The sequence below is a fragment of the Nonomuraea sp. GTA35 genome (genome assembly GCF_041950525.1).
GTDB lineage: Bacteria > Actinomycetota > Actinomycetes > Streptosporangiales > Streptosporangiaceae > Nonomuraea.
This window is the reverse complement of sequence record NZ_JBGNUV010000001.1, coordinates 1,294,358-1,309,105: the sequence shown is the minus strand read 5'-3', so window position 1 is coordinate 1,309,105 and position 14,748 is coordinate 1,294,358. Positions and strand designations below refer to the sequence as shown.

Annotated in this window: 15 protein-coding genes and 1 pseudogene; 6 read left to right on the top strand and 10 right to left on the bottom strand. The window is 72.5% G+C overall.

The features are described from left to right. Positions 1 to 171 precede the first annotated feature (171 nt). Together ACBJ32_RS05910 and ACBJ32_RS05905 are read right to left on the bottom strand one after the other, a co-directional pair. Entirely contained in the window at positions 172 to 1,383 is a 1,212-nt protein-coding gene (locus tag ACBJ32_RS05910) for an MFS transporter (RefSeq protein ID WP_375125788.1), read from the bottom strand. Continuing rightward, entirely contained in the window at positions 1,380 to 2,474 is a 1,095-nt protein-coding gene (locus tag ACBJ32_RS05905; protein ID WP_375125787.1) for an alkene reductase, read from the bottom strand. Before ACBJ32_RS05905 ends, ACBJ32_RS05910 begins: the two co-directional genes overlap by 4 nt. Before the next feature lie 150 nt (positions 2,475 to 2,624). Between ACBJ32_RS05905 and ACBJ32_RS05900 the strand changes: the two genes are divergently transcribed. After that, positions 2,625 to 5,351, top strand: coding sequence for an AAA family ATPase (locus ACBJ32_RS05900; RefSeq protein WP_375125786.1), 2,727 nt, complete (start codon positions 2,625 to 2,627; stop codon positions 5,349 to 5,351). A gap of 135 nt (positions 5,352 to 5,486) precedes the next feature. On the opposite strand, the gene ACBJ32_RS05895 is transcribed toward ACBJ32_RS05900, so the two are convergent. Next, positions 5,487 to 6,251: a PASTA domain-containing protein gene (locus tag ACBJ32_RS05895; RefSeq protein WP_357881570.1), complete on the bottom strand. Its 765-nt coding sequence runs from the start codon at positions 6,249 to 6,251 to the stop codon at positions 5,487 to 5,489. A 298-nt stretch (positions 6,252 to 6,549) separates the two neighbouring features. On the opposite strand from ACBJ32_RS05895, the pseudogene ACBJ32_RS05890 reads away from it, so the two are divergent. Beyond that, positions 6,550 to 6,666, top strand: a pseudogene (locus ACBJ32_RS05890) (RNA polymerase); the annotation flags it as partial. A 262-nt stretch (positions 6,667 to 6,928) separates the two neighbouring features. Further along, positions 6,929 to 7,285: a hypothetical protein gene (locus tag ACBJ32_RS05885; RefSeq protein WP_375125785.1), complete on the top strand. Its 357-nt coding sequence runs from the start codon at positions 6,929 to 6,931 to the stop codon at positions 7,283 to 7,285. Between the two features lie 65 nt (positions 7,286 to 7,350). Here the strand turns inward: ACBJ32_RS05885 and ACBJ32_RS05880 are convergent, their stop codons facing one another. Together ACBJ32_RS05880 and ACBJ32_RS05875 are read right to left on the bottom strand one after the other, a co-directional pair. After that, positions 7,351 to 7,635 carry an ArsR/SmtB family transcription factor gene (locus ACBJ32_RS05880; protein WP_375125784.1) on the bottom strand — a complete coding sequence of 95 codons (285 nt, stop codon included), beginning with the start codon at positions 7,633 to 7,635 and terminating at the stop codon, positions 7,351 to 7,353. Further along, complete coding sequence (locus ACBJ32_RS05875; RefSeq protein ID WP_375125783.1) at positions 7,632 to 7,760, bottom strand: hypothetical protein; 129 nt, start codon at positions 7,758 to 7,760, stop codon at positions 7,632 to 7,634. Before ACBJ32_RS05875 ends, ACBJ32_RS05880 begins: the two co-directional genes overlap by 4 nt. 58 nt (positions 7,761 to 7,818) lie before the next feature. Between ACBJ32_RS05875 and ACBJ32_RS05870 the strand changes: the two genes are divergently transcribed. Next, entirely contained in the window at positions 7,819 to 8,319 is a 501-nt protein-coding gene (locus tag ACBJ32_RS05870; protein ID WP_375125782.1) for a hypothetical protein, read from the top strand. A 138-nt stretch (positions 8,320 to 8,457) separates the two neighbouring features. Here ACBJ32_RS05870 and ACBJ32_RS05865 read toward each other — a convergent pair whose 3' ends face one another. Further along, positions 8,458 to 9,057 carry a CGNR zinc finger domain-containing protein gene (locus ACBJ32_RS05865; RefSeq protein WP_375125781.1) on the bottom strand — a complete coding sequence of 200 codons (600 nt, stop codon included), beginning with the start codon at positions 9,055 to 9,057 and terminating at the stop codon, positions 8,458 to 8,460. Positions 9,058 to 9,143: 86 nt separating this feature from the next. Between ACBJ32_RS05865 and ACBJ32_RS05860 the strand changes: the two genes are divergently transcribed. Both ACBJ32_RS05860 and ACBJ32_RS05855 read left to right on the top strand, forming a co-directional pair. Then, positions 9,144 to 9,932, top strand: coding sequence for an MBL fold metallo-hydrolase (locus ACBJ32_RS05860; protein ID WP_375125780.1), 789 nt, complete (start codon positions 9,144 to 9,146; stop codon positions 9,930 to 9,932). A 146-nt stretch (positions 9,933 to 10,078) separates the two neighbouring features. Then, complete coding sequence (locus tag ACBJ32_RS05855; protein ID WP_375125779.1) at positions 10,079 to 11,341, top strand: MFS transporter; 1,263 nt, start codon at positions 10,079 to 10,081, stop codon at positions 11,339 to 11,341. A 105-nt stretch (positions 11,342 to 11,446) separates the two neighbouring features. On the opposite strand, the gene ACBJ32_RS05850 is transcribed toward ACBJ32_RS05855, so the two are convergent. The 4 genes from ACBJ32_RS05850 to ACBJ32_RS05835 all read right to left on the bottom strand — a co-directional run bounded on the left by ACBJ32_RS05850 (position 11,447) and on the right by ACBJ32_RS05835 (position 14,631). Next, entirely contained in the window at positions 11,447 to 11,953 is a 507-nt protein-coding gene (locus ACBJ32_RS05850) for an STAS domain-containing protein (RefSeq protein ID WP_375125976.1), read from the bottom strand. A 202-nt stretch (positions 11,954 to 12,155) separates the two neighbouring features. Continuing rightward, positions 12,156 to 12,428, bottom strand: a complete 273-nt coding sequence (locus ACBJ32_RS05845) for a lipocalin-like domain-containing protein (protein WP_375125975.1) — start codon at positions 12,426 to 12,428, stop codon at positions 12,156 to 12,158. Continuing rightward, a complete protein-coding gene (locus tag ACBJ32_RS05840; protein WP_375125778.1) occupies positions 12,428 to 14,005 on the bottom strand; it encodes an aldehyde dehydrogenase (NADP(+)) in 1,578 nt (525 codons plus the stop codon). The genes ACBJ32_RS05845 and ACBJ32_RS05840 overlap by 1 nt, the downstream gene beginning before the upstream one ends. After that, positions 14,002 to 14,631, bottom strand: a complete 630-nt coding sequence (locus ACBJ32_RS05835) for a cysteine hydrolase (protein WP_375125777.1) — start codon at positions 14,629 to 14,631, stop codon at positions 14,002 to 14,004. Before ACBJ32_RS05835 ends, ACBJ32_RS05840 begins: the two co-directional genes overlap by 4 nt. Positions 14,632 to 14,748: the final 117 nt, after the last annotated feature.

Genomic DNA, 14,748 nt, shown 5'->3' with positions numbered 1-14,748 from the left:
ATCCGTCCCGTACCGATGAAGAGTGATCAGTGGGCAGCATACGGACGTCCAGAAGCCGGGTATTTCCTGATGATTCGGCCACCTGTTCAGGCGGTGGGCGGCAACCCCGGCGGGCGGCTCGGGCGCAGGCGGCGTCCTGGCGCATCGGCCGCGGGAGGGGGACTGGCCGGGTCAGCCGGCGAGTGCGGCGGCGATGGCCGGGCCGAACGCGGCGCCGAGCAGGTAGCAGAGGTTGAACTGGCCCATGGCCGTCGATCTGGCGCCGTCGGGCACCGCGGCGGCGGCGCGTGCCGCGAACGCCCCTTGCCCGGAGGCGGCGGCGAGGGAGGTGAGCGCCTGGGCGATGAGCAGGACAGCCGGCCAGGTACTGAGGCATGCCAGCCCCACCCCTGCCGCCGCCAGCCCGGGGAAGAGCACGGCGACGCTCTTCACCGGGGCCTTCGCGGTGACGGCGATCATCCCGTAGGACGCCAGCCCGCCGAACATCAGCGGCCACAGGATGGCGGCTCCCACCTGGCCGCTGGTCCAGCTCGCCTGCTCGGTGAGCAGGGCGGGCAGCAGATAGATCATGCCGAAGTTGATCGCGGCCAGCAGGAACGCCAGCCCGGACGCCAGCAGGAACACCGGAGCGCGGACGATCGACACGGGCACGAACCCGTCGGGCCTGGAGCGCAGGTGCAGCACCAGCAGCCCACCACCGGCCACGGCGGCGGCACCCGCCACCGGCCACGAGTGGGGCACGAACACCAGCGCGGTGACCAGTGCCGTCAGCAGCACCGCGCCCACCGGGTCGAAGGGTGCCTGCGGCGCGGGGCCGCCCGGCCGGTGGCGCAGCACGCCCGGGACGGCGAGCAGGCTCAGCGCGGGCAACACCAGGGCCGCCTGCCAGGACAGCAGCTGTGCGGCCAGATCGGCGATCAGCGGTGCGGCGGAGCCGACGGTCGCCAGCGAGGCCGTGACGAGTCCCATGGAGCGCGCCGAGCGGGTGAGGCTCATGGCGATCGTGGTGAATCCGGCGGTGCCGAGCCCTTGAGCAGCGCTGCCGAGCACGAGCGACGGCAGCGTGGGCACGCTCACCACGAGCACCGCGCCCAGGGCGATCAGCGCGGCACAGGTGAGCAAGGCCCGGCGGATGCCCTGGTGGCTGTGCAGGCTCGCCATCAAGGGGGTGCCGATCGCGATGGCCCAGCCGAAGGCGGTGACGATCCAGGTCACGGCGCCCAGCGTCAGGCCGAGGTCGCGGGCGGCGTCCGGCAGGATGAGGCTGGGCCCGGCGATCCCGAACGAGAGCGGCCCCGCCAGCAGCGCCAGCCAGGCCGCCGGGACCCCGCGATCCGTGGTGCCGGCGCGGGTGGTGGAGGGGGTGCGGGACGAGCTGCTCATCTGTCCGCCCCGTCGGCGGGCAGCACCGGGTAGTCGGTGTAGCCGCGATGGTCGCCGCCGTAGAAGGTGCTCGGGTCGGCCTCGCTGTACGGCCCGCCCGCCGCGATCCTGGCGGGCAGGTCGGGGTTGGCCAGCCACAGCCGGCCGAAGGAGATCGCGTCGGCCAGGCCGGAGCGCAGTGCGTCGGCACCGTCCGCGGGATTCGCCGGCTCCTCGCCGCTCCACGGGTGCGGGTTGAGGATGAGCGGGCCCTGCCACAGCTCGCGGATGAGCTTGGTCACCTCGCGGGTGTCGTTCTCCGAGACGTGCACGTACGCCAGGTCGTGCGGCGCGAGCGCCCGGGCCAGCTCCGTGTAGAGGATCTCCGTGTCGCTCTCGTTCATGCCGTTGTAGGTGATGCCGGGCGAGATCCGCAGGCCGGTGCGGCCTGGCCCGATCGCGTCGGACACGGCCTGCACGACCTCCATGGCGAACCTGAGGCGCCCGGCCACCGAACCGCCGTAGGCGTCGGTGCGCCGGTTGGTGTTGTCCGACAGGAACTGGTGGATCAGATAGCCGCTGGCGCCGTGCAGCTCGACCGCGTCGAAGCCGGCGTCCATCGCCAGCCGGGCCGCCGACGCGAAATCCTCGATGGCCTGGTCGATGTCGGCGAGCGTCATCTCCCGCGGCGTCGGGTGGTCCAGCAGCCCTTCGGGGGTGTAGAGCCGCTCTCCCGAGCAGATCGCCGACGGAGCGAGGGGAAGCTCGCCCGCCGGGTACAGCCAGGGGTGGCCGATGCGCCCGGAGTGCATGATCTGGACGGCGATGCGGCCGCCCCGCCGGTGCACCGCGTCCGTGACCAGCCGCCAGGCCGTCACCTGCTCCGGCGTGTGCAGGCCGGGGGTGTCGATGTAGCCCTGGCCGATCACGCAGGGCTGGGTGCCCTCGGTGATGATCAGCCCGGCGCCGGCGCGTTGGGCGTAGTACTCGGCGGTCAGCTCACCGACGAGCCCGCCGCGGGCCCGGCTGCGCGTCATGGGCGCCATGATCAGGCGGTTGGGAAGAGCCAGCTCGCCGGCGGTCACCGGCGTGAGAAGCTCGTTCACGATCATCCTCCTCGTTACGGGATCGTCTTCGCGCTACGAGGCTATGAATGGGTCTTTACGGGCCGAATCGGTAAGGTTTCGGTACTGAACTACTGAGATCGCGTACGTGTCCCGGATGGCTGCGGTACGTATCCCCCTGACGAAAGGCATGGTCGGTTGCTGTACGGCAGGGCGAGCGAGCAGGCCGCGATCGAGGACCTCGTGGAGGCCGCGCGTGCCGGCCGCAGCGGCGGCCTCGTCCTGCGCGGCGAGCCCGGGATCGGCAAGTCGGCGTTGCTGGACTGGGCCGCCGAGCACTGCGCCGGCAGCGGCGTGCGCGTCCTGCGGGTCGCCGGCATCGAGACGGAGGCAGATCTTGCCTTCGCCGGGCTCGTCCAGCTGCTCTGGCCGGTCAAGGACCGCCTCGAAGCTCTGCCCGCGACACAGGCCGACGCCCTGCGCGCGGTGCTCGGCTCGGGCGGCGCGGCCGGGCAGGACAGGTTCCTGTCCGGGCTGGCCGTGATGATGCTGCTGGCCCAGCTCGCCGACGACGGGCCGGTGCTCTGCCTGGTCGACGACGCGCACTGGCTCGACCACGCCACCGCCGACGCGCTGCTGTTCGCCGCCCGGCGGCTGACGCAGGAACGGGTGGCGCTGCTGTTCGCCGCGCGGGAGGAGGGGTTCGCCGCCCCCGGTCTGCCGGAGATCCGCCCGTCGAGGTTGTCGCAGCAGGACGCGGAACGCGTTCTGACCCACCGGGGCCTCACCCCCGCGGCCCGGGAGCAGGTGATCGCCGAGTCCGAGGGGAACCCGCTGGCGCTGATCGAGTTCTCCGGCGAACGCAGGCGCTACCACGCGGCGGCCGGCCCTGTCCCGATCGCCGACCGGGTGCTCGCGTCCTTCCGCTCGCGCATCGCCCTGCTGCCCGACAGGACCCGCCTCATGATGCTGATGGCCGCCGCCGAGGGCCGTGGCGACCTGCCGATGCTGCTGAGCGCCGCGGACGCGCTCGGAGTCGGGCCGGAAGACCTGGAGGAGGCCGAGAAGGCCGGCCTGGTCGAGGTGAGTGCCGCGGCCATCGCCTTCCGCCATCCCCTGATCCGCACCGCCGCCTACCAGAGCGCGCCGCTGGCTCGGCGGATCGCCGTGCACCGGGCGCTGGCGGGCGCGGCCACCGACGACGACTGCCGGATCCGGCACCGGGCCGCGGCGACGACCTCGCCTGACGAGGACCTCGCGGTGGAGCTGACGCGCGCCGCCGAACGAGCTCGCGGCCGGACCGCCTTCGCCGCCGCCGCCGGGCTGTGGGAACAGGCCGCGCTCTTCACCCCGCACCCGCGCGACCGGGCTGCCCGGCTGGGCCGGGCGGCGGCGCTGGCGCTCTCGTCCGGGCACGCCGACCACGCCGCCGGGCTCGTCGGCCAGGCCGAGGAGCTGCTGGACGATCCGGTGTCCCTCGCCACGCTGACCGAGATACGAGCGGCCGTGGAGTTCGAGCGGGGAGCGGGGCGGCCGGCCGCCCGCCTTCTGCTGGAACGTTGCGCCGCCGCCGATCCGGTGCGGGTCGTGCCCATGCTGCGCACCGCGGCCGGGTACGCCTGGCTGTTCGGCGAAGCGGAGGTGATCCGGAGCGCGGCGGCACGGCTGACCGCCGCGGGCGCGCAGGATCCGATGATCCAGGGGCTGGCGCACCTGGTCGACGACGACTACGCGCGCGGCCTGCCGCTCCTGGGACAGTTCGTCGCGCACACCCTGCCGCACGTCACCGGCCAGGCGCCGGACACGCTGCCTCGCGTCACCGGCCAGGCGCCGCACACCCTGGCTCACGTCACCGGCCAGGCGCCGGACACGCAGCCGGAGGGGGCCACCATGCAGTGGGCCGTCTTCTGTGCGATGGTCATGGCCGACGACGGCGCGGCCGCCGCCCTGGCGGGCGCCGAGGTGACCCGGTTCCGCCGGCAGAGCCTGGTCGGGGCGCTGCCGCAGCTGTTGCAGGATCTGGCCGGAGTGCAGGTTCAGGCCGGCAGGCACCGTGACGCCGAGGCGTCCATCGAGGAGGCCGTCCAGCTGGCCCGCGACACCGGGATGCACCAGCGGGTGCCGCGGCTGCACTCGGTGCTGGCCAGAGTGGCGGCGATCGAGGGCGACGAGCAACGCTGCGTCCGGCTCGCCAGCGACCACCCGGACGCCGGCGGCATGACCGGCCTGGCCGCACTCTGCCTGCTCGACCTGGGGCTCGGACGCTACGGCCAGGTGCTGGAGCGGCTCGAGGCCGCGGCGCGAGGACCGCTGCGCCACCTGACGGTGCTGGTCACGGCCGGAGCCGAGCAGGTCGAGGCGGCCGTACGGCTGGGCGAGCCCGAACGGGCCGAGGAGCCCCTGCGCCGCCTGGAAGCCTGGGCGCACGCCGGGAAACAGCCGTGGGCCGAGGCGGTCAGCGCCCGCTGCCGCGGGCTGCTGAGTGACGACGAGGACGACTATCTGCGCGCTCTGGCCGCGCACCGGCGCGCGGACCGGCCTTTCGAGCAGGCGCGCACCGAGCTGGTGTACGGCGAGTGGCTGCGCCGGTCCGGGCGCCGCGCCGATGCCCGCGCCCCGCTGCGGGCGGCGCTGCAGACCTTCGAACGGTTGCGGGCCGCGCCGTGGCGGGCGCGGGCGGAGGCGGAGCTGAAGGCGACAGGAGAGTCCGTCCTGCCCGCCCGGCCGGCGGCCGCCGACCCGCTGGAGCGGCTCACGCCCCAGGAACTCCAGGTCGTGCGCCTGGCCAAGGACGGGAGCACCAGCCGGGAGATCGCCGCGCACCTGTTCCTCAGCCCGCGCACGGTCGAGCATCACCTGTATCGGGCCTACCGCAAGCTCGGCATCCGGTCACGCCGGGAACTGACCCGCCTGGACCTCACCTGAACCATGCCGGGAAGCTGTCCATGGAGGCGAGCCCGGTGGCGGTGATGTGCCGGCGCTCGGGCATGCTCGCAGAACAGGCCGGGACGCCAGTCTTCGTCCCGGCCCGCCCCGCAGGCGATCAATCGATGACGGGCATCATGGGAACACGCAGGGCCGGCCCTGGCCGTTCACCCCGCTGGACTCCCTGAGGTTCACCGCCGATCCCCGTACCACCGTCGTACCGGCGCCGGGGGTCGAGGACAGTACGGTTCCGAACACGTCCCTGCAGGTGTTGTCGAACGTGACCGCCCCGACCGTCAGACCGGCCGCCACGATCGCCTGCCGAGCGCTCGCGTCGTCGAAGCTCTGCACGTCCGGCACGGCCGTGAGGCCGCACTGGACGCGGAAGATCTCCCACGACTGGATCAGGGTCGCGTTGCTGTGGACGACGTCGGTGATCCGGCCGCCCCCGCCGACGGCGGTGAGGTAGTGGCCGTCGACGGTCCGGATGGCGAACCCGTCCCCGCCCTGACGGATCAGCGCGAACTTCTCCCAGGCCTGCAGGACGGTCGCGTCCGAGTGGACGACGTCCGTGGTCCGGTTGCCCCCGCCGACGGCGGTGAGGAAGTGCCCGGTCCGGGTCTTGATGCCGAAGTGGACGCCGTCACCCGCGTCGACCAGGGTGAACCGCTCCCAGGACCGGGCCACGGTCGCGTCCGAGTGGATGACGTCGGTCGTACGCCCCCCGCCGCCGACCGCCGTGAGGAAGTTCCCGGTGTTGAATGTCTTGAACGTGCAGGTGGTCGGGGTCGCGAAGGGCAGTGCCGCCGCTGCCGCCGAGGCGGGCTGGGGCAGCCCCGCCACAACGGCCGCGGCCAGCGCCGTGCCCGCAATCACGCCGAACACGCGTCTGAGGTTCATTGGCCTCTTCTCCTACTTCCGGCTCCTGCGATGGAGCCCTCGTCAGTAGGGCGTTCCACCGCCGTTCCGGCACGTGGAACGACTCCCCGGCCGACCAGGCCGCCCTCGTCCAGGAGCTTTACGACATGCGGGACAGGCGGACGCCCGAGGGCCGAACGCTTGGGAAGAACGGAATCGGGTGTAAGAAGGCCTTCCCTCGGACCACTTGCTCTGTGAACGGTTGTCCCCGACCGAAGGAACCGGCTTGCCCAACCCCCATGAGCGCTTCACCGCGCTCTACAACACCTATCAAGCGCGGGTGTACGGCTATGCGGTCAGTCGCGCCGGACATCAGCTCGCCGAGGAAGTGGTCAGCGAGACCTTCCTGGTGGCCTGGCGGCGTCTGGACAGCATTCCCGAGCAGGCGCAGTTCCCATGGCTTCTCCACGTCGCTCGCAACGTGCTGCGCGACAACTTCCGGCAGGCCGCACGGCGTGAGTCTCTGGAAGCCGGGCTGAGAACGTGGATGGAAGAGGCCGTCGCCGACGTAGGCGAGCACGCCACCGAGCGCGTCGCCGTACTCCGCGCCCTGGCCCGCTTGTCCGAGGCCGGCAAGGAGATCCCGACTCTGACCACCTGGCATGGCCTGTCCACCACGGAGGCGGAAGTTCCTGCCGACCGCCGCAAACCTCCTGGGCATGCCGCTCAACCCGGCGCAGCGCGCCGCGATCATCCGTGGTCTGGCCGATCTGCCGACCACCAAGGTCGTGGGCACAGTGACGGATCCGCTCGGCAGAAAGGGCATATCCATCGACTTCGGCGAGGCGGAAGGCTCCCTGGTGTACTCCAGCAAGTCAAGCAAGGAGCTTCCGGTCTCCTACAGGCAGATCCTCGACCCGGCGACCGGGGAGACGCTCTCGCGCGTTTCCTACGCGGCTCGCACCGCCTTGGGGGCGACCAAGGGCGAAGTCATGGGCTACCAGGCCCGCGGCCCCGGGTCGGGCTGGACCGGACCGCCGGCTTCTCCCCTGAAGGGGTGCAAGACGGGGAGATGAAGGGGTGCGGCTGCGGTTACCACCGGCCTCCGAGCTCATGGGTGACCGGGGAAGGGCCAAGCGGGTCACTGAGCCATCAGCAGGTCCGCGAGTTCCGTGCGAGCGTAGAGCACCAGGCGTCCGGCTCTGGCGCGGGACACCAGGCCGGCCCGCCGCAGCACGGCGAGGTGCTGGGAGACGGCGCCGGGTGTGACGCCGTGGCGGCGGGCCAGCTCCGTGGTCGACGCCGGGCCGTCCAGGGTCGTCAGGAGGCTCGCTCGAGCGGATCCAATCAGGTCGGCGAGGGCCTGCGGCGGGCGCGAGGCGGGCTGCTCCCACAAGGTGCCGATGCCCCGGCCCCGGTAGATCACGGCAGGTGGATCGTGTGCCGCTCGGGCCGGCGCAGCGCCCACAGGCTGGTGACCGTCTCCAATAGCGGTGAACAGGCGAAACGTACGTTGGCCAGATCGTCCACGGACAGCCGGTAGGTAATCATTGAGGCATACGCTAAATCACTGTCGCCGGTGCGCCGCCACGGAGTTGACTGACGCGCCATGGCTGTCGTTGTGCATCAAGTGGCCCGGCCCCAGGGGTGGCCGAGCGCCGACCAGTTCGCCTCTGTCGAGATCCCCGCCCCGGTGCCGGGCCCCGGCCAGGCGCTGGTGGAGAACCTCTACCTGTCGGTGGACCCCTACATGCGGGAACGGATGGACTTCGAGAAGCTCGGCGTGCCCATGGAGGGCCGGGCGCTGGGCCGGGTGGTCGAGTCGCGCGACCCCCGCCTGGCGGCCGGCGACGTGGTCTTCCACCGTCAGGGCTGGCGCAGTCACGCGGTCGTCGCGCCGGAGGAGACGCGGGTCGTCCGCGAGGAGCCCGGCGTGCCGCTGACGGCGTACCTGAGCGTGCTGGGCGGGACAGGACTCTCCGCGTACGTGGGGCTCACGCGCATCGCGCGGCTCAGCCCGGGAGAGACGGTCGGCGACCGGCACGAGCCCGTGCCCGCCCGCATCGACAACACGACCGGTCACGTGCTGGGCGGGCCTGCGTCCGGATGAGTCGGGTACCGAAGCGGCCGGGGAATCCCTCCCGTCGTCGGCGTCGTCTGCGCCACCGTGTTCCTGGGCGAGACCTTCGGCTTCCTTCAGGGAGTGGGCACGGCCGTGCCCGCTCACGCCGCGGAGACGCGGGGCCCGTCAGCGTGGTTTCGCGTGGGCGCGTCGGGCGTAGGCACGGGCGGCGCGGGCGCGGTCACCGCAGCGGGTGGAGCACCAGTGGCGGCGGCCGTGGCGCAGCAGGTAGCGGTTGCAGGGGGTGGATCCGCAGGCGGTGAGGCGCTCGGCGTCGGGGCCGGTGAGCAGGTCGGCCGTGTTGGCCGCAAGGGTCGCCAGGGCGTGGTCGAGGATCTCGTCGGTGGGGCACGGCACCGCGCGGTAGGGGCCGCTCTTGTCGTCCCACTGCAGCAGGGCGGCCGTCGGGGCCTTGCTCAGCGCCACGTTGACGGCGGACAGAGCCGCGGGCAGGGCGGGCAGCCCGGCAACGCGGGCGGCGAACAACGCCCTGACGTGCTCGCGCAGCGAGCGCAGCTGCGTGGTGCACATCTCCTGCACCCCGGCATCGGCCGGTGCGAGGCCGCGTTCGGCGAGCCAGCGGTTCGTCGTCTCCGGGGTGCCGAGGAGGTCGATGAACTGCCCTCCCGGCAGCGCGATGGCGCTGTTGACGAAGTCGAGGGCGAGGTAGTCCTCCGCCCCCGGCGCGGGCGGCAACACGGACTCCGCGATGGAGGGCTCGTTCATGGCTCTCATGGTACGGCTTGCATTCGTCCGTGAGACACCGCTACGTTCATCACGGATAAACCGTTTCTCATCCGTGAGGTGCCTGGATGTCTCGCTTCAGCACGACCACCGAGCAGTTCCCTGTCCGCGTCTTCGGCGGCTCCACCGCCCTTTTCGAGTACGGCGGCCTGCGGTTCCTGACCGACCCGACCTTCGACGCTCCCGGCGACTATCACGTACCGGGCGGCAGCCTGACCAAGACGGCTCCCCCGTCCGCCGTACCGGCCGACCTCGGCCGTGTCGACGTGGTCCTGCTCTCCCACGACGAGCACCCCGACAACCTCGACCACTCCGGCCGGGCGCTGCTCGCCGACGTCACGCTCACGCTCACCACGCCTGGCGGCGGTCAGCGCCTGGGGGACGGGGCCCGGGGGCTGGCCGACTGGGAGCCGATCGAGCTGGACCGCCCCGGCGGCGGCACGATCACCGTCACGGGCGTGCCCGCCATTCACGGGCCCGGCCCGCGCGAGGAGGTCGAACCGATCACCGGTCAAGTCGTCGGATTCGTCCTGACCGGGGAGGGCCTGCCCACGGTGTACGTCAGCGGCGACAACGCCTCGCTCGACCTGGTCAAGCAGATCGCCGGCCGATTCGGCCCCGTGGACACCGCCATCCTGTTCGCCGGCGCCCCCCGATTCCCCGTCCTGTTCGGCGGCGAGCTGATCGTCATCGACAGCGCGCAGGCTGCCGAGGCCGCCAGGATCCTCGGCGCCCGCCGGGTGGTTCCCGTCCACTACGACAGCTGGGCCCACTTCACCGAGGGCCGTGACGAGCTGGTGGCCGCCTTCACCGAGGCCGGGCTGGCCGACCGCCTGGACCTGGGCGACCGGGGCTGATGGCCCCGGGCGCGCGCCGGGGGCGATGCGCCGCCGCTTCTTCGCCGGGCCCCGCCGCGTCGGCTCCCGCCGGCCTGACCTGTCGGAACCGCGCCACCGGAGGCGGCCGGCCCGGTCACTCCTATCGAAAGAACTCCCTCGTGACGATGAACGTGCCTGTCCGGATCGGGGACGGCCCGCGCCTTCAGGCGCAGCGCCGCGCCTTGATCGTCCTGGTCGCCGCCCAAGTCCTCAGCGGCGTCGGATTGGCGGCCGGCGTGACCGTCGGCGCCCTGCTCGCGCAGGACATGCTCAGCTCCACCAGCCTCGCCGGCCTGCCCAGTGCCGTGGGTACCGCCGGTTCCGCGCTGGCGGCCGTCGCCGTCGGGCGCCTTTCTCAGTCCCGCGGCCGCCGCCCCGGCCTTGCCGCCGGGTACCTGGCCGGTGCCGTCGGCAGCGCCGGCGTCATCGCCGCCGCCGTCGCCGGCAACCCCGTCCTGCTGTTCCTCGCGCTGTTCGTGTACGGCGCAGGCACGGCCACCAACCTGCTGGCCCGCTACGCCGGAGCCGATCTGGCCACCCCCGCACGCCGAGCCCGTGCTGTGTCCACCGTGCTGGTCGCCACCACCCTGGGCGGCGTGCTCGGCCCCAACCTCGCCGCACCCACCGGCGTCCTCGCACAGAGCCTCGGCATCCCCTACCTGGCCGGGCCGTTCCTTCTGGCCGGCGCCGCCTATGCGATGGCCGCCGCGGTCCTGGCCGTCTGGCTGCGCCCCGATCCGCTGCTGCTGGCCCGCGCCCTGGAGTCCGAACGCGCCGTTGCGCCGCGCGCCCAGCCCGCCGATGCCGACGGCCGGTCGCGTCCCGCGGTCGAAAGGCCTCGCCCCGGCGTGCCGGTCGGTGCGCTGATCATGGTGCTCACCCAGTTCGTCATGGTCGCGCTCATGACCATGACACCCGTCCACATGCACGACCACGGCCACGGCACCGCCGCCTCCGGCCTCGTCGTCGCCGTCCACATCGGCGCGATGTACCTGCCCTCGCCCCTGACCGGCTGGCTCGCCGACCGCTACGGCCGCCTGCCCATGGCCGCCGCCTCCGGACTGACCCTCCTGGCCGCCGGAATCGTCGCCGCCGGCGCCCCCGACGACTCCGTCGCCGCGTTCGCGGTGGCCCTCGCGCTGCTGGGGCTGGGGTGGAACCTCGGTCTCGTCACCGGCACCGCGATCATCACCGATGCCGTCCCGCTGGCCCGCCGCGCCAGAACCCAGGGCTTGGTGGACGTCTCCATCTCCATCGCCGGCGCCGCCGGCGGCATGGCCTCGGGCCTCGTCGTCGCCGTTGCGGGCTATCCCCTTCTTGCCATCGGCGGCGGCATCCTGGCGCTGGTCATCGTGCCGGCGGTTGTCGCCGCAGCGCGCGGCCGGTGAGCGGGCGTCGATCCGGTCGAGATCCCGTGCGGCTGGAGTTCGTCCGCGACCGCAGATGAACCGTCCCGTGCTGCCGCCGAACCGGCTCAAGCCCGGCCGGGGTTCTCACTCGCCGCAGCCGTCTCCCCGGGAGCTCGTGCGGCGGTGTAAGTGCCTGAGATGACGACCGCTGCTGGGGACGCGGGCGCCGCGCAGCTCGCGGACGCGGGGCTGGTGCCGGGGCAGCGGGGCAGGCGGGCCGTCGAGCTGGCAGATCTCCACATCCGTGGCCGACAGGGCCGCGGCCATGCTGGCGTATGCGGCGATGGCGGGCGCTGTGTCGTGCTCGGCCTGCAGGGCGATCAGCCGGCACAGCGGCGGCTGGGCTTCGGCAACGGCCAGGTGTCCGCCCTTGGCCCGCAGGGTCCGGTGCGTGCGAGCGAGTTGGTCGAGCCCGCTCAGGTCGCAGAACGACAGCTCCGCGGCGGCGACGACCACGTAGACGACGAGGGTCTGCGCGATCGGGGCAAGAGGAGCGGCCAGGATGGGCCGCGTGGTCACGTCGAGTTCTCCGGCCAGGACGATCACCAGGGTGGTGTCCCCCACGGGAACGAGCCGTACGGAGAGCGGCATCACGACTGACGCACCTCCGCCCCTTCGAGACCGCCGCCGCCTGACAGAGGTCCGGCGGCCATCTTCCTCCGTTTCCGGGCCATGGGCGAGAGTTGCGCTGATGTCCCATGGCCGATACCCCCCATACAGTCGCGTCCAGCCGATGAACGCAACACGGGGGACTGCCGCCCCCGCGCCACCGGGCCGAGTCGGTGCCAGGCGGTCAGACCAGCCTGCTCCAGATCAGTTCGGCTGTCCGTTGCGCACCCCAGAGCCGGGTGGGGGTGGCGATGCCGAGTTTGAGGAGCTCGCCTGCGAAGCTCACCTTCCGCACCTGGCGCCGTCCCATCCAGTTCGGGAAGAGACTCGTCGTGACGTGGTGCTCGACGGTCGTGGCATCGACGACCTCGAACGACCCGGCGTAGGCGACGGGCTTCCTTCCTTGCTCGCCGGCTGGGCCCCGTCCGGGAGAACGGACGGGGCCATGGCGGGTGATCAGTGCTGGGTGAGTTCGCCGTCGACGAGCCGCCAGAGGCGCAGCGGGTTCGCCTCGCGCAGGGGCTGCGGCAGGAGGTCGTCCGGGAAGTTCTGGTAGGTGACCGGACGGATGAACCGCTCGATCGCGCCCATCCCCACGGAGGTGAAGCGGCTGTCGGAGGTGGCCGGGAACGGGCCGCCGTGGGTGGAGGCGTAGGAGACCTCCTGCGGGATCGAGAAGGCGTTGAACACGATGCGGCCCGTGCGGCGCTCCAGGGTCGGCAGGAGCCGCTGGGCGGCGGCGCGGTCGGCGGCGTCGGCGTGCAGGGTGGCCGAGAGCTGTCCGCGGAAGGCGCGGGCGGCTTCGAGCAGCTGGTCCGTGCCCGTGAGCCTGACCAGCAGGATCGCGGGGCCGAAGACCTCCTCGCGCAGGGCCGGTTCGGCCAGGAACTGGTCGCCGGTGACCTCGTACAGCAGGGACTGGCCGTCCCAGGCGTGGGCAGGAGCCGTTCCCGCGCCGATCAGGGCGGCGCCGTCGTCCTCCAGGCGCTCGGCGTTGCGGAGGTAGGAGTCGTGGATGCCGGGGGTGAGCATGGTCCTGGCGGCCGCCTTCCGCACCTCGGCCGTGGCCGCGTCGCGCAGCTCCCCGTAGCCGGGCCCGTCGGCGGCGAGCAGGACGGCGGGCTTCAGGCAGGCCTGCCCGACGTTGAACATGGCCCGCTGGACGAGGTTCGCGCCGATCTCGGCGCCGCGGGCGGCCAGGGCGGCGGGCAGCACGAAGGTGGGGTTGACGCTGGTCATCTCGGTGAAGACGGGGATGGGGTCGGGGCGCCGCTGCGCCCGGCGGTAGAGGGCCATGCCGCCGGCCTCGGAGCCGGTGAAGGTGACCGCCCGCACCAGCGGGTGGTCCACCAGCGCCTCGCCGATCTCGTTGCCGGCGCCGCGGACGAGCGAGAAGACGCCCTCGGGCAGTCCGGCCTCGGCGACGGCCTCCTGGATGACGCGGCCCTGGATCTCGGCGGCGCCGGGGTGCGCGTTGTGCGCCTTGGCGATGACGGGGCAGCCGGCCGCCAGGGCGGAGGCGGTGTCGCCGCCCGCCACCGAGTAGGAGATCGGGAAGTTGCCGGCGCCGAAGATCACCACGGGACCCAGAGCCACCTTCTGCAACCGGTGGTCCAGGCGCGGTGCGGGCTGCCGGTCCGGCTGCGCGGGGTCGATGGTCGCCTGGAGGAAGCGGCCCTGCCGGACCACGGTGGCGAACTTGCGGAACACCGCGGCGCTCCGGACGATCTCGCCCTCGAACTGGGCGGCGGGCAGGCCGGTCTCCAGGGCGGTGCGTGCGGCGAGTTCGTCCTTGACCGCCTCGAGCTTGCCGGCGATGAGGTCGAGGAACGCGGCCCGCTCGGCCAGGCCGGTGTGGCTGTAGCTGTCGAAGGCCTCGTCGGCGAGGCGGACCGCGCGGTCGACCTCGTCCGCGCCGCCGAAGGCGAACTCGGGTCCGATCAGTTCTCCGGTGGCGGGGTTGAGCGCCTTCATGGTCCCTGCGGTGGCGGGCACCTGGGCCGCCCCGATCAGCAGTGCACCGGTCAGTGTCATGCGTGCGCTCCCTTGAACGCGGCCGTGAGGTCGCCGGTGGTGGTGATGGCGTGGGCGAAGGTGGGGCCGTTCAGCTCGTGGGCGGCGTGCATCATCTCGGGCAGGAACGCCGCGGTGGCGTCGCGCACGAGCGTGACGTGGTAGCCGAGCTCCATGGCGAACCGGCCGGTGGACTCGATGCAGGTGTTGGCCAGCAGGCCGACGAGCACGACGTGGGTGATGCCGTGCTGCTTGAGCTGGAAGTCGAGGTCGGTGTTGGCGAAGCCGCTCTGCGCCCAGTGCTCCCGGGCCACGATGTCGCCGGGGCGCGGCTGGAAGTCGGGGTGGAACTCCCCGCCCCAGGTGCCGCGGGCGAAGCTGTGCCGCTCCATGATGCCGCGCTGGGTGGGATTGGGGTGGTCCCACGTCTCGTAGTCGCCGGGTTCCCAGCGGCGGTGCGGCACGATCATCACGCGGACGCCCGCCTCCCGGGCGGTGGTGACCACGGAGCGCAGGTGGTCCAGCAGGCCGACCTGCTCGGCCACGGGCTGCACGCGCGGCCAGATCTTGCCGCCCTCCGACAGGAAATCGTTGTACGGATCGACCAGCAAGACGGCTGTACGACGGGGGTCATAGGTCGGTGACATGTCTTCCACTCCTTCCTGTGGATGATGAACAACATCCAGAATCTGGATTATGCCCGTCATCCGAAATTTCGTGGAAGTGATGCTCAGGAGGCCGTGCGGCGCCAAGATGGATGATGT

Excerpts from the sequence above, each read along its gene's own strand:
- ACBJ32_RS05910 (WP_375125788.1), bottom strand. The coding sequence starts at position 1,383 with ATGAGCAGCTCGTCCCGCACCCCCTCCACCACCCGCGCCGGCACCACG.
- ACBJ32_RS05905 (WP_375125787.1), bottom strand. The coding sequence starts at position 2,474 with ATGATCGTGAACGAGCTTCTCACGCCGGTGACCGCCGGCGAGCTGGCT.
- ACBJ32_RS05895 (WP_357881570.1), bottom strand. The coding sequence starts at position 6,251 with ATGAACCTCAGACGCGTGTTCGGCGTGATTGCGGGCACGGCGCTGGCC.
- ACBJ32_RS05885 (WP_375125785.1), top strand. The coding sequence starts at position 6,929 with ATGCCGCTCAACCCGGCGCAGCGCGCCGCGATCATCCGTGGTCTGGCC.
- ACBJ32_RS05875 (WP_375125783.1), bottom strand. The coding sequence starts at position 7,760 with ATGATTACCTACCGGCTGTCCGTGGACGATCTGGCCAACGTACGTTTC.
- ACBJ32_RS05870 (WP_375125782.1), top strand. The coding sequence starts at position 7,819 with ATGGCTGTCGTTGTGCATCAAGTGGCCCGGCCCCAGGGGTGGCCGAGC.
- ACBJ32_RS05865 (WP_375125781.1), bottom strand. The coding sequence starts at position 9,057 with ATGAACGAGCCCTCCATCGCGGAGTCCGTGTTGCCGCCCGCGCCGGGG.
- ACBJ32_RS05860 (WP_375125780.1), top strand. The coding sequence starts at position 9,144 with ATGTCTCGCTTCAGCACGACCACCGAGCAGTTCCCTGTCCGCGTCTTC.
- ACBJ32_RS05855 (WP_375125779.1), top strand. The coding sequence starts at position 10,079 with ATGAACGTGCCTGTCCGGATCGGGGACGGCCCGCGCCTTCAGGCGCAG.
- ACBJ32_RS05850 (WP_375125976.1), bottom strand. The coding sequence starts at position 11,953 with ATGCCGCTCTCCGTACGGCTCGTTCCCGTGGGGGACACCACCCTGGTG.
- ACBJ32_RS05840 (WP_375125778.1), bottom strand. The coding sequence starts at position 14,005 with ATGACACTGACCGGTGCACTGCTGATCGGGGCGGCCCAGGTGCCCGCC.
- ACBJ32_RS05835 (WP_375125777.1), bottom strand. The coding sequence starts at position 14,631 with ATGTCACCGACCTATGACCCCCGTCGTACAGCCGTCTTGCTGGTCGAT.